This window comes from Vibrio sp. Vb2131 (assembly GCF_033338535.1).
GTDB classification, from domain to species: domain Bacteria; phylum Pseudomonadota; class Gammaproteobacteria; order Enterobacterales; family Vibrionaceae; genus Vibrio; species Vibrio alginolyticus.
This window is the reverse complement of the sequence record NZ_JAWOSW010000001.1, coordinates 152,391-165,121: the sequence shown is the minus strand read 5'-3', so window position 1 is coordinate 165,121 and position 12,731 is coordinate 152,391. Positions and strand designations below refer to the sequence as shown.

The 12,731-nt window shown below is 45.9% G+C and carries 12 protein-coding genes; 2 read left to right on the top strand and 10 right to left on the bottom strand.

The features are described 5' to 3' along the window. Positions 1 to 58: 58 nt before the first annotated feature. Positions 59 to 823, top strand: coding sequence for a ferredoxin--NADP reductase (locus tag R7E38_RS00755; protein ID WP_085569401.1), 765 nt, complete (start codon positions 59 to 61; stop codon positions 821 to 823). A 180-nt stretch (positions 824 to 1,003) separates the two neighbouring features. Continuing rightward, entirely contained in the window at positions 1,004 to 1,450 is a 447-nt protein-coding gene (locus tag R7E38_RS00750) for an RDD family protein (RefSeq protein ID WP_005374936.1), read from the top strand. Positions 1,451 to 1,509: 59 nt separating this feature from the next. On the opposite strand, the gene R7E38_RS00745 is transcribed toward R7E38_RS00750, so the two are convergent. From R7E38_RS00745 to R7E38_RS00700, 10 genes are all read right to left on the bottom strand, one after another. Further along, a complete protein-coding gene (locus R7E38_RS00745; protein WP_017634411.1) occupies positions 1,510 to 2,181 on the bottom strand; it encodes a DUF2057 domain-containing protein in 672 nt (223 codons plus the stop codon). Between the two features lie 216 nt (positions 2,182 to 2,397). Continuing rightward, entirely contained in the window at positions 2,398 to 3,546 is a 1,149-nt protein-coding gene (locus R7E38_RS00740; protein ID WP_318081638.1) for an AI-2E family transporter, read from the bottom strand. Then, positions 3,539 to 4,225 (bottom strand): potassium channel family protein, encoded by a 687-nt coding sequence (locus tag R7E38_RS00735; RefSeq protein WP_017634413.1) that lies wholly within the window; start codon positions 4,223 to 4,225, stop codon positions 3,539 to 3,541. The genes R7E38_RS00740 and R7E38_RS00735 overlap by 8 nt, the downstream gene beginning before the upstream one ends. Before the next feature lie 16 nt (positions 4,226 to 4,241). Beyond that, positions 4,242 to 5,132 carry an HlyD family secretion protein gene (locus tag R7E38_RS00730; protein ID WP_170893949.1) on the bottom strand — a complete coding sequence of 297 codons (891 nt, stop codon included), beginning with the start codon at positions 5,130 to 5,132 and terminating at the stop codon, positions 4,242 to 4,244. 12 nt (positions 5,133 to 5,144) lie between these two features. Continuing rightward, positions 5,145 to 5,348: a DUF1656 domain-containing protein gene (locus R7E38_RS00725; RefSeq protein WP_005374946.1), complete on the bottom strand. Its 204-nt coding sequence runs from the start codon at positions 5,346 to 5,348 to the stop codon at positions 5,145 to 5,147. Next, positions 5,348 to 6,991 (bottom strand): TolC family protein, encoded by a 1,644-nt coding sequence (locus R7E38_RS00720; RefSeq protein WP_226082759.1) that lies wholly within the window; start codon positions 6,989 to 6,991, stop codon positions 5,348 to 5,350. The genes R7E38_RS00725 and R7E38_RS00720 overlap by 1 nt, the downstream gene beginning before the upstream one ends. Positions 6,992 to 7,001: 10 nt before the next feature. Next, complete coding sequence (locus tag R7E38_RS00715) at positions 7,002 to 9,176, bottom strand: FUSC family protein (protein WP_226082761.1); 2,175 nt, start codon at positions 9,174 to 9,176, stop codon at positions 7,002 to 7,004. A gap of 388 nt (positions 9,177 to 9,564) precedes the next feature. Then, on the bottom strand, positions 9,565 to 10,434 hold the full coding sequence (locus R7E38_RS00710; protein WP_226082762.1) for a DMT family transporter: 870 nt from the start codon (positions 10,432 to 10,434) through the stop codon (positions 9,565 to 9,567). Positions 10,435 to 10,575: 141 nt separating this feature from the next. Further along, positions 10,576 to 11,544, bottom strand: a complete 969-nt coding sequence (gene yidZ, locus R7E38_RS00705; protein ID WP_226082763.1) for an HTH-type transcriptional regulator YidZ — start codon at positions 11,542 to 11,544, stop codon at positions 10,576 to 10,578. Then, positions 11,519 to 12,709, bottom strand: coding sequence for an MFS transporter (locus R7E38_RS00700; protein ID WP_054576593.1), 1,191 nt, complete (start codon positions 12,707 to 12,709; stop codon positions 11,519 to 11,521). The genes yidZ and R7E38_RS00700 overlap by 26 nt, the downstream gene beginning before the upstream one ends. Between the last annotated feature and the right edge of the window lie 22 nt (positions 12,710 to 12,731).

Sequence of the window (12,731 nt, the reverse complement as noted above, 5' to 3'; positions counted from 1 at the left end):
TACATAATCGAGTTGAAGGCGTAAGTTTAACTAAGAGTAACCAGATAGGAGGTGTCTCATGATTGAACTCAAAGGTTTCAACCTCGCAAGAGTTGAGAAACGCATCGATTGGACAGGTGAGCTGTTCAGTTTGAGAATATCTGGCGCGCCTCTTTCCTTTAAAGCTGGCCAATTCACCAAGCTTGCTTTGCTTGATGATGAAGGTAAGCCGATCAGCCGCGCTTACTCTGTGGTTAATGCGCCAAGCGAGCAATTCGATTGGTTGGAGTTTCTAATAGTAGCCGACCCTCAAGGACAACTTTCTCCACGGCTCCAAAAGCTTAAATCTGGTGATAGCATTTATGTCGGTACCACCGCACATGGCGATTTAATCCATGATTCTATTCCTAAACAGGCTCATGACCTGTGGCTGCTATCTACAGGTACGGGGATTGGACCGTTTTTGTCGCTGCTGGATGATATAAACTTACCGCCTCACAATGAGCGCATTGTGCTGGTTCATGCCGTTCGTTTCGAAAAAGATCTGGTTTATAAATACCTAATTGAACAGCTTCAGCAACGATATGAAGGCAGATTAAAGTATATACCGATAGTCAGCAGGGAAGTGGTTGATGGTAAATTACAAGGCCGAATTCCTGAACTCATCGAATTGGGTTTACTGTCCAACGCCGCTGATGCGCCATTCTCAGCTCAGCGTAGCTTTGTCATGATGTGTGGGAATCCACAAATGATCAAAGATACCGTGCCCGTTTTACAAGAGCTAGGCTTGGAAAAGTATCGCCATCAAACTGGGGGAAATATCATTTACGAACGTTACTGGTAGCGTTTTGTTAAATTGATACGGTTATGCTCAAGATGTAATGATTACTTTTGAGATACGACCGCGATTTAGTATGTTCTTAGTTGAATATTATGTTGGCAATACCTAAACTGCGCTCACCATTGCGCGTCTGTACACTCAGTCATTCTCGCTTAACCAATTACATTGAGGTGACTGAAGTCCATGTATGCTTTTATCGCGAGCAAGCAACAGAGAATCATTGCTGGTTTTATCGACCTGCTCTTTGCGATGGTGGTCGTGTTAATCATCGCATTGAGTATTAACTCTTTTCTTAACGACTTTCAGCTCTCTTTAGCAGATAACCTCACGCTTGTTCGTGAAACTCAGGCGTTTTACTTGCTTTCTTTACCAACGGTTTTAATGATCAACTGGAATGCATTGAGTCATGGGCAAACCATTGGTATGCGCATGATTGGTATTAAAGTTGTAATGAAAAATGATAGTAAGGCAACGAAAGTTACAGCAGGGTTAAGGCTTGTTATTAGCTACTTGCTGGAGATGCTCATTCCGGGGATCCCGTTGGTAAATTTGGCATTGTTGTTCTTTCATCCGGAGCGACGATTGTTGCATGACTTGATCGCCAATACTAAAGTTGTCCAAGCTTCCTAATTTTTGATCAAAAAAGCCACGTGAAGTGGCTTTTTTAATATCGATAAAGTTAACCAGATTTACTGTTGATTAACATATTTCTTAAAGCGAGCTTTGGTTTCTGCGTCTGCTTTTTGGTACCAGAAGTGCAGCATCTCTTCAGCTGTCGAATCCGCTTTAACCGCAGTTGCTCTCACTTGCTTCATATCCGCAGGAACCTTTGCAGGAAGCGTGACTGGCTGCATGGTTGCTGCGCCAGCAAAAGCCACGGCTGCTGCACCGCCAGCTTGGTTATAATCTTCGATTTCACGCACGTAATCACGACCGATTTGCATACCCGGTTTGAGCAACTTGTCCTGGTCAACCGCGATTGCGTTGCCAGAATCATCAACCAGTTTCCAATCTAAGTCTTTGATCTTCTCTTCCGCATCACGTAGGTTGCGGTATTCTGGCATTTGTAGAGTGAGTTCGGCATTGGTCGCGTCAAATCGTGTAACGATAACATCGCTTTCAACACTTAAACGGTCATTACCTTGGTTGAAGTAAGGGGCGAAACGAAATACGACTTGGTTAAGGCCATCAGGTAACGTCAGTGTTCTTTCAGAGGCGAAAAAACCACCCGAAAGATCTGCTTTTTCACCGTTAGCCGCTAATACTGAAACGTTGTCAGGAACACTCACGGTTACATCTGCGAATGCCATGCCACTCATTGCGAGAGCAAGCGCACAAGTTAAAGGCTTGATCAATTTCATTGTTTTTATCCTAAGCAAATTAGTGGTCATCGAGAGTGCATCGTTCATTGCCCGATTGCAACTCCCAAGTGTAATAAGTATGAAAATTTAACAAGAACGTCATTTTTATCGCATTTATTACGACGAAACTGTGATCCAAATAGAATCAAACCGCTGAAATGCAGCGGTTTGATATCATAAGTTATAGATTAAATTTATTTCTAACTTATTGATTTATTATATGCCTGCACCGTGTCCAGGTTCTGATTGGTCATTAGAAGCGTCTTGTTGTTCTGCCATTTCTTCTTGCTGTTGTGCTTTCTCAATGCTTAACCACCAAACAAATAACTCATACCAAATTGCTAGGATAACGGCACCTAAGAACAGACCAACGATGCCGTAGAAAAGCATACCACCGATGGCACCGAGCAGAATCACAGGCATTGGCACGTCGACGCCACGTCCCATTAACATTGGTTTGAACAGGTTTTCAGAAAGAGCCGCAACTACGACCCAAACAGTAAACATGGTTGCTGTTGAGGTGTCTTGGGTCATGTACATGAAGCCAATCACAGGTAGCACAGCGAGCAACGCCGGGAGCTGAGCGATACATAAAATCATTAGAAGCAGTGTGAGTAAACCTGCTGCCGGAACGCCAAATACGAAGAAACCAGCACCGATCAACAGTGCTTGAATCGCCGCTACACCGACTACGCCAAGCAGTACGCTTTTAATTGTCGCTGCGATAAGCGTGGTCCAGCTTTTTGCGTTTTCACCTGCGGTTCGAATCGCGATGGTTCTTAGGCCTGATACCGCAGATTCAGAGTACGTCATGAAACCTGCTGCAATCGCAAGTGACAAGATTGAAAGCAGTAAACTTCCCAATACGCCCCCAAGTGTACCCAGTAAAGATGTGAGCCCTGCCTTTATTTGTGGCATAAAGGTTTGAATAGCTTGTTCAAGATTAGTAGCGAATAGGGTCCACACTTCGTAGAGCTTATCACCCACGATAGGCCAATCCGCTACGGAAGCTTTTGGCCCTGGTATTTTCACTTGTCCATTTTGTAGTACTTCAAGCGCGTGCGTTGCACCATCCACAATGGAGCCTGATACCATAACAAGTGGCGTGACAAGGAGGGCAATACCAAGTAAAGCAATGGTTGTGGCTGCCAAGCCTCTACGACCACCATATACACGCTGCAATTTTTGGGTAAGCGGCATTAAAGCGACGGCTATAATAGCGCCCCAAATAACCGGAAGGATGAAGGGTTTGATGATGTCGTACGTAAACATCAGCAAGACAAAGATCAAGCCAATGCGTATTGCCGATTCCACCATATTACTGATGAAAAGCTTACTGTCGATTTTTACCGATTGTTTATCCATTTTTGTTTACCTGATGATCAATGTTAGAACTGACGAGACTTGAAACAACAATCGCCATATAAAAAACACCTGTGATGGCCTCTAAATACACCACGACTTGAGCCAGTGGTGTTAGAGGACTAATGTCGCCATAACCGAGCGTGGTTAAGGTAACGAAACTGAAATACGCTGCATTGGAGAAGTTCTGCCCCCAAGAAATCGCTTCCATACCGGTAAAGGCTTCAGGCGAAAACTCAAGCAGAATGAGGTAGGCAATCGCCCACATCAGACCAAGCAGCAAGAAAAGCGCGACCGAGCCAATGACTTTGTTGCTGTTGACATGGCCGGTGAAAAGAATCTGTCTTGCGATGGATTTAAAAGTGCCGAAAAAGAACGCAAAGGTGAGGGCAAGCATCACCACATTCATCTCTCTGATGTCGAAAACGGTCTTGATCACAATCACAAGAACCCAAACACCAAACAGGCTATAGAGGAAACGAGACCAGGTTTTGTCAAAGCGAAGGCTCGCAAAACAGACGATAAACGTCAGAACCGTGAAAGCCTGAAGTATGTGTTCAATCGTCCCTTCACCTACGACTTGTGCCATCGCACTCCCTAGCAACAAAATCACTAGTGCTAAGGTTAGATAGAAGAAGTTGTTTTCTTCATTAATATTTTTGAGGTTTTTACCAATGACCATGGCTCTTCTCACTTAGTTATTGTTCACTTTCTGCGGATGACTCTTTCATCACCATGATGGACGCAGAAAGCCCGAATCGAAGATCAACATCTTCAGGAAGTTCTTGTAGGGAGATTCGCACCGGAATACGTTGTGCTAAGCGAATCCACTGAAAAACAGGGTTTACGTTTGGAAGAAGGTTGTAGCCGACCGTGCCGTCTTTGGGCGCAATACCCCAACCAATCGAGTCAACCGTCGCGTCAATTGGCGTGTCTGGGTGAGACATCAAAGTGACACGCGCTTGGCTGCCAGGTTCGATTTGCGCAAGTTGGTTTTCACGGAAGAAACCAAATACCCAAAAGCTGTTTTTGTCGATCAGTGCGAGCAGTGGTTGGTTTGCGACCGCTTGCGTACCGTTTCTAATATCGAGGTTAGATACAAAGCCATCGACGGTCGCATAAACTTTGGTAAAGCTGAGATTAAGGCGTGCTGATTTGAGTTGCTCTTTTGCAGATTTGATTTGCAGTAGCGATTCTTCGTAAGCGATTTCACGACGAATCAGATCCTTGTGAGAAACTGCGCCACGGTCTTTGGCACGAATGTCTTTTAAGCGGTCATATTCGATTTTTTTACCGCGAGAGCTAACAATGGAGCGCTCCAGTGCTACTTCGGCTTGAGATAACGCAACCTGGTAAGTCGCAGGGTCGATTTCAAACAGTAAATCCCCCGTTTTTACTTCTTGGTTGTCTTGCACCGCGACATTTACAATTGGGCCTGATACGCGAGGAGCCACTTTGATGACGTTAGCACGCACTTGTCCATCTCGTGTCCATGGGTTATTAAAGTATTCCTCAAACTTTTGATAGCCGAGCCAAGCTGCGCCACCAAGAATGACAAGATTGAGTGCGATTACGAATAGTTTTTTCATCTTGTTTGGCACCTAAAATTGAATATAAAAGCTGTCGATGGCCACCACATAACCGACCATGATGGCAATAAACGTCAGAGACGGAAAAGCGATGAAGCGAGACAAACGTGTCTTGTTCAATATCATCACTGTTATCCACGTGGCCGTGACGGCGAGAAAGAGCACCAGTAACGTGGGAGAAAAGTAAACGTCTCCCCAAGAAAGTTCATGAGGCATTAGAGATCCTCCGTTTTGTTTTCATCACTGGTCTCAGCCGGAGTTTCGAGGCGCAAAGGCGGCAATACGCGGTTTTCTTCATTTAAATAACCATCCCAGTCAGTTCGTTCTGTCATTTGCTTGGCAATCGATTCACTGATGAAGGGTTTGCCTGTTTGGGTTTGCCAGCCTCCACCGAGGGCTTTATAGAGTGCGACAACTTGGTTCGCCACGTTCCCTTTGATCGTTGCGTAGCTGTCTTCCGCACGGGTCATTTTTTCAACCGAGTTAAGCAGACGTTCGAATGAAATTTGTCCGTTTTCGTACTGTGTCATGGATATGTTGAACGCACGAATGGAAGAGTTGACCGATTGCAAGCGTAAATCTTTTTGTTGCAAATACAGGTCGTACGCTTCGATTGCATTGGTGACTTCATTAACGGCTTGCAGTACCTTTTTGTTGTAGTTCGTCAGCGTTTCCTGGAAGCGAGCATCTTCGAAACGAATGTTATTTTTCACGCGTCCGTATTGGAAAATGTTCCAACTGAACGTTGGGCCAACCACCATGGTGAGCGAATCGCTAAAACTGAAACTGCTGCCATCGGGAACCGTACTGTCGATACCGATGGAACCGAACAACGAAAAGCTTGGGTACAGAGCGGTTTCTGCCACGCCAATCTGCGCACTTTGCGCGCGAGCTTGCATCTCAGAGACTTGCAAATCCGGACGTCGCATCACTAAGTTAGCATCCACTTGCGTATCCAAAAGCGGTGGACGTGGCACAATGGAACGCTCGTCGGTGCCCGATAGCGCCGATTTTCTGCCCGTCGATTTGAACTGGGCTTCGTACTCAGCGATTTGCTTGTGCATCCCATCCGACTGTAGCAGTCGATCTACTTCTTCTGGTAACAGACCCAGTAGCAAAGCCAACACAGTACGTGATTGCTTCATTGCCACTTCGAGGCTCGGTAACGCTGCTTTGGTGGTGTAGAGTTGGTTTTTAGCTTGTTGAACGTCCAATTCTGTAACGTTGCCAGAGTCGAACTGCACCTGAGTAATACGTACGACACGCTCTTGAATCTCGATATTGCGGCGAGACAGCAAAATACGTTCTTGGAATGTGCGATAGTTGATGTAATTGCGCGCCACTTCGGCGGTTATAGTGACCATGATGTCGTGATACGATGCGATGGATGCGTAGTAACCCGCTTCTGCCGACTCAATTCCGCGAGCATACTTGCCCCAAACATCCATTTCCCAAGCAGCATCAAACGACAAAGTGGCGTTATTCACGCCCTGATCATTTACGTAGGCACGCGCTAGGTTTCCTGACACGGTTTGAACTTGTGGGTATTGCAAGCCAGTCGAAATACCAAGCAATGAACGTGCTTGGACAATTCGTAGCCCTGCGGCTTCTAAATCGAGGTTTTGTTTGCTCGCCAACTCAACCAGCTGATTAAGAGTTGAGTCATTAAATTGCTGCCACCATTGTTGTAGCTGTTGCTCTGATTGCTGCGTATCTTTGGCTGCTTTTTGCACCGACCAGTCACTTGGCAGTGGCGCCTGCTTTGGATGAACATAATCTGGTCCTACCGTGGTACACGCACTGAGTCCGAGCAAAGAAAGTATGGCGAGGCTTGGTTTGGTTAGTTTTGGAAGCATCATATCCCCACCTTTAAAAACGCTTCTGTTGTAAGTTCACCCAATCGATATCCTCGTAGGTTTGCTTGCAATGCTTGATTGCTTCGAACACGTTCCGTTTTAAATTCAGCAAGATATAAAAACCGGCTATCTCTGAATAAGCGTAGTCAGATAAATCCAACTCACTAAAAAAATCTTCCAGTTTATCTTCGAATGTTTGGTAATCCTGACTGTATTGGTCGAATACGGAGTCGAGTTCTTGTGTTGCTTGATGGCTGGCTAAAGCGCCCGCCATCAAAGGAATGATGGAATCGCGGTGCTGTTGGCGAAGCTGAGTAATTAGTGGATTGGTCATCAACTTTTTCTCGGCGGCCATTAAGATGTTGATGTGATTACTGAGTACATCACACGCTTTGCTAAACGCGCCAATCGCTTCTGGCGTGGTTTTATCAAAGTGTTTGTGGTTGATTTTCGAACCCCAGACTTTGAGCTTTTTCGATGAGACATTGAGCGTCACCAAGTGCAAGGCCCGTTTGAGCGGCGTAATAACCGAGCTGGACTGCTGTTGATAGGTAGTGAACAGCTCTCGGGTATGTCGGAAGTAGCGTTCTTTTATGGTCAAAAAGAGGTGTTCTGGTCGTGAGCTAAACGGGAAGTAGTGCGCGAAAATAATCATGAACACCACCATGTAGAACAACAGTATGATCGTCATGAGGATCCCGAAGTGATAAAACATGTTGTTGTCTAAACCAAGAACAAACAAGCCAATCATATAGAAAATCGTCACTGGCCCGTTAAACAGATAAAAGCCGATAAAGGTGTAGATAAAGATGAACAGGCCAAGTTCTAACCCGAGATCCAATTGCGGAAGAATGAAGACGTAAGAAGGCACCGCGAACAAGAAGCCGAAAGTGAACAGCACAAGCAACAAAATTGGGTGCACAGGCACGAACGACAGCAAAGACATAAACATGGTCGAGAAGACCACGAATGAATAGCCGCCTGGTGGATTGAAATAAATCCAAATCAGTCCTGCAACCCAATAGGTAACAAAGGTTTTGACCGCAGTTTTAAAGTTTTCTGCGTCCCACCATAGAAACTTGCCTTTCGGTTTCGGCAGTGGCACGTCAAAGGAGACATTGTTCGTCACAGAGTCAATACAGCTAATGCTCTCCGCTAAACGCGACAAGTTTTGATGCATCAGTTCCAACAGGTGACCAAGCGTAAGCGCAGAGCCTTTCTCTAGGTGAGCTGCGTCTTCTAGCAACGCTTGGTTGTATTTGACTTTGAATTCCTGAGCACGAAAAGCGGGCTCTTTTTCGTCCCAGACTTGTTGGCAGGTATCAAATAGCGCGTCAATTTCCGCAACGGCTTGATCAAAGTTGCTGATGCTTTCACGGTCTTGCTGGTGGCTAAAGTGGCTGTGCGCCGCAACGGTCAATTGTTGCGTTACCTGCTTGTTCAAATGAACCGCCAAGCGCCACTCTTTCATGTAGGCCGACACGTCACTGCATTCCACACTGACCGTAGCAAAGCGCTGTTCGAGCGCATTTTGGGCGGCAAACATCTGTTCGATGAGAGTGTCCACGCTAGGTTGTGGCTCTTCAGCTTCTGGATTTTCTTCTCCGCCTTCTTGAGGAGAGATTTGCCCTGCCGATTTTTGCTCGAAATTTTGCAAGATAGCGGTGAACAACGCGCGTTGTGCTTGGTTGAGTTGTTCGATGAGCTGTCTTAGGTTTTGTTCTGTTTTGGTCGGGAATAAGAAAGTCCCCACGAGTGTGTAAACCACCACCCCAAACACCGTCATATAGGCGCGGTCAACGCCATAAAGGAACGCACCTTCTGCGTCACCGCCATTGGACATCATCAACGTCATCACACCGGTCAGCATGAGTAGCGTAGGATCTTTTTGATAGGCATTACGGAAGTAAAAAATGAAAGAGACCACAACCGACACGCTCAGCATGTACAGCAAGCGATCTTGAGCAAACAACCCCACCAGTAACAAGCCAACCACGGCACCAACCAATGTACCTAACACGCGTAAGGTACCTTTGGCGAGGGATTCACGACGACTGCCTGTGGATGCAATCAGCATCACTGTGGTTGCGGCCGTCGATGCTTGCGGCCAACCCATGGCAAACGGGATCAGATAAGCCAGAGTTAGGCTAAGCGATACTTTAATAGCGAATTTTATTTTGTCGTTCATAGTGTCAAAGTTTGCTCAGGCTTATCGTTATAAGTTGATGAATTTCTTATATGAATAATCAGAATCTTGTTCTGAATAAATTCGGGGGGCGGAATATAGCGGGTGAAAAAGTGTGCTTTGTAAACCCTTTGTCAAAACAAAAAGTGCGTATTTGGCTTGATCTCGTGCTAGCCCTTGGCGTTATTGGTGAAACGCCTAAAACGAGCAAATTCGCGATCTGTGATGATTCTCACTTTTGAAACAAAATCGCTGCATTGTGTGAGCCAATTCTCACCTTATATTCTTCGCCTGGTACCAAAGCAGACCACTTGTACCATCTGCAATGAGCTTTACTGCTTTAAAAAGCATAGATGATGAATGGGTATTTGAGAGGGAAAGTTATTACTTTTTATCGGCTTGCCGATTGTTCGTTTGTTTTTTTGGATCGAGATAAAAAAACCAAAGCGATCCCACCAAGAATGATGCCGCTGGTTAAAAGAGTATGCAGTGAAAGAGGCTCGTGGAGTACGATGCTGCCGAGTAGTAAAGCAATGGCTGGCACGGAAAGTTGGCTGACGGCGGCTTGAAGTAAAGAGAGCTTACGTACGACTTGGTACCAAAGTGTATAACCAAGGCCAGAGGCAATGGCACCAGATGCGATAGCGAGCAACACTCCGCTCAAAGAAAGGTGGATTGAGGACAAGATTAATGGCGAAAGGAGCACGCCAATTATTGATGCAGCGATGAATCCCCACGTGATTCCACTACTTGGAGAAGGCGCTTGTTTACCGAGCGCAGTAAACGCAGCCCAACAAACGCCAGAAATCAACATGAGAAGTGCAGAGCTAATATCGGGGCGCGTGGCAGATGGCAACATCAACCAAACAAACCCAACAATTGAAAGGCCGATACCGATGATTTCGAGAAACTGAAAGCGCTCACCTTGCCACCAATAGATCGCCAGTAATGTAAGTTGCACGGCACCAAACAAAAGCAAAGCACCGGTTCCTGTCGCCAGTTGTAAGTACGCGAAAGAGAAAAGGGCAGCGTAACCAAATAACGCCACGCCAGCAAAAAAGCGAAAGCGAGAAGTTGGCCGATCGGTTTTCCACTGACCTCTCACGACAAGCATTGCGATTAAGATAACATCGCCGGATATCAATCGAACGAGCGTGAAGCTTCCTGCATCAATTAACCCTTCTGCTAAGGCAAGTCGACACAATAATGAATTGGCAGCGAACGCTAGCATTGCAATGGCAGTGAGTAAAAAGGTCGACATCCTTGATCCTTAGCGTGTAAATGAACAGCTAGTGTAGATCCAAAAGAACATTTTTATTAGTTGATAAAGTGATTAGTTATAGCTATCAGAGCAAGAAAGTCATTAAAAATAACCAGAGAAAACCTGACCTTAGCCTGAGTCTTACTGTGGTTGGGAAGGTTGTTTGTACAATGACTTAATGGTGTTTTTCAACCATAGCAATTTGGGATTGTACGCATTGCGTTTATGCCAAATCATGGTAAATGGAATCAGTAACTTGTCTTGTTGAGCTTGGTCTAATGGAATTGGCAAGCACACCAAATCGAGATGCAGCTTTTCTGTGTAACTTTTGCAATAGTGCGGCGCGGTGGTGATCATGTCATGCGTCGGCTGCGCTGCCATAAAAAGAGATTGCTCAAAGTTGGACATCGTCAGCCCGATAGAGCGCTGTAGCCCTGGTTCCGTTAATACTTCATCCAACGCCCAAGTTTCACTTTTTTCCCAAACAATATTGATGTGTTGGTAGCTCAGAAAGGTCTCGAGATTCCACTCTTGCTGTAATGCCGGATGATCTTTATGTAAATACACCATCGGCAGGTCATAAAATAGAATCTCAAAATCCAAGAAATAAGGCAGAAGATCCAACGACTCTTTCGATCTAGGGTGGCTTTCTCGGCCGGTAAAACCGATATCCGCCTCGCCTCGAATGATGGCGTCGAGTGAGTCGTAATCCCAGTTACTGGTTTTTACTTTCGCTTCAGGGTATCGATGGTGGATAGCGACGATGAGTCTGTCCAGCATTGTGAGCACTAATGGCGACTCAATCGTGATATCAAAACGCACTCCTTTAGGCGTAATATCGCTGCGTTTTTCTGCAATCTGGCAGCCAATTTGCAGCCATTCTGCAAGATCTTGCTCCATGCTTTGCGCCAAGGGCGTTGGCGCAAGACCTTTAGGTGTTTTGACAAACAAAGGATCATCGAACCAATGACGAAGTTTGTTGAGCGACTTACTTACGGTAGAGGGCGTAACGTTCAGCTTTTTCGAGGCTTTCGAGACGCTTTGCTCTTGCAACAATAATTGCAGAGTGAACAGTAAGTTTAAATCAAGTCGCGCTAGGGATTTCTTCATAATGGGTATCGTGAACAGGCTTTGGAATCAATAGTATTAGAGCAAGGCTGATTACGCTACCTAGCACTAAGATAAACACCAACATATTCAGTGCAGTAACGCCGATGAAACCCATAAACCAAATATAGAACGCGGAACTACAAACTTGAGCAATGCCCAGTAACGAGCTCGCCACGCCAGCTTGTTGAGAGAATGGGCTGAGCGCTTGGCTCATGGCCACGCCAAAGCCACAAGCGAAGCCTGCGCAAATCAGCCCAAGTCCGAACACATAGTAAAAAGGTTGTCCATCATGGAAATGGGCTGCACTGAGCACGATGGCTGAACAAACGAGCAATACTTGAGAGCTCATCATTAAGGTTCGCTGCTTGAAAATCCCCAATGCCAATGGCGCCGAGAACGAAATCAACATACTGATCGTCGCAGTCCCCGCCATGATGGAAGAATAGCCACCGCGATCAAAACCAAGCATACTCATCACAACAATTGGTGAAGCGTTAACAAAGGTCAGGATGGTGGTCACTCCCAGTGCAGTAATGATCAGCCTACTGATAAAAAATCGCTCGAAGAAAGTCTCTTGATGGCTCTCTGGCGTTGTCTGTTCTTCACCTTGTTGGCTGGGTAGTGATTCCTTGAGAACAAAAATGGCCAATACACTGACGAGAATGCCCATTCCTGCCATCGTGGTAAACAAACTCGGCCAAGGAAATTTCAGCATAATCAAGTGACCAATCACGGGTGCGATCACTGGAATGATACAGGTGATGCCATTGAGCATCGACAATACTTTCGCGCGGCGTTCATCGTCTAACGTGTCGCGTAAAATCGCGAACGCGACGACATAGCAAGATCCAGCACCGATGCCTTGGCAAAAGCGAGCAATCAAGAAAGCGTTTGGTTGCTCAGCCATTCCGCCGAGAAAAGACGCGAGCACGAAGATCATCGCGCCGCCGACGGCAACAGGCTTTCGTCCCACAGAGTCTGCAATTTTCCCCGCGAATAACATCGTCGTAGCCATGCCAGCTAAATAGATCGAAAACGCAATATGCAACTGAGATTCACTGGCGTTGAGATCTGACGCAATTTGAGGCAAACCAACAAGATACAAATCAATGGCAGTAGGGTAGAGTAAGACGAGTGCAAAACTGCAAAGTAAAAAACGGGACATGGAAACCTCTCTATCGAATGGC

What these genes read in the sequence shown, in the direction of transcription:
- R7E38_RS00755 (WP_085569401.1), top strand. Translation starts at nt 59, where the DNA reads ATGATTGAACTCAAAGGTTTCAACCTCGCAAGAGTTGAGAAACGCATC.
- R7E38_RS00750 (WP_005374936.1), top strand. Translation starts at nt 1,004, where the DNA reads ATGTATGCTTTTATCGCGAGCAAGCAACAGAGAATCATTGCTGGTTTT.
- R7E38_RS00745 (WP_017634411.1), bottom strand. Translation starts at nt 2,181, where the DNA reads ATGAAATTGATCAAGCCTTTAACTTGTGCGCTTGCTCTCGCAATGAGT.
- R7E38_RS00740 (WP_318081638.1), bottom strand. Translation starts at nt 3,546, where the DNA reads ATGGATAAACAATCGGTAAAAATCGACAGTAAGCTTTTCATCAGTAAT.
- R7E38_RS00735 (WP_017634413.1), bottom strand. Translation starts at nt 4,225, where the DNA reads ATGGTCATTGGTAAAAACCTCAAAAATATTAATGAAGAAAACAACTTC.
- R7E38_RS00730 (WP_170893949.1), bottom strand. Translation starts at nt 5,132, where the DNA reads ATGAAAAAACTATTCGTAATCGCACTCAATCTTGTCATTCTTGGTGGC.
- R7E38_RS00725 (WP_005374946.1), bottom strand. Translation starts at nt 5,348, where the DNA reads ATGCCTCATGAACTTTCTTGGGGAGACGTTTACTTTTCTCCCACGTTA.
- R7E38_RS00720 (WP_226082759.1), bottom strand. Translation starts at nt 6,991, where the DNA reads ATGATGCTTCCAAAACTAACCAAACCAAGCCTCGCCATACTTTCTTTG.
- R7E38_RS00715 (WP_226082761.1), bottom strand. Translation starts at nt 9,176, where the DNA reads ATGAACGACAAAATAAAATTCGCTATTAAAGTATCGCTTAGCCTAACT.
- R7E38_RS00710 (WP_226082762.1), bottom strand. Translation starts at nt 10,434, where the DNA reads ATGTCGACCTTTTTACTCACTGCCATTGCAATGCTAGCGTTCGCTGCC.
- yidZ (WP_226082763.1), bottom strand. Translation starts at nt 11,544, where the DNA reads ATGAAGAAATCCCTAGCGCGACTTGATTTAAACTTACTGTTCACTCTG.
- R7E38_RS00700 (WP_054576593.1), bottom strand. Translation starts at nt 12,709, where the DNA reads ATGTCCCGTTTTTTACTTTGCAGTTTTGCACTCGTCTTACTCTACCCT.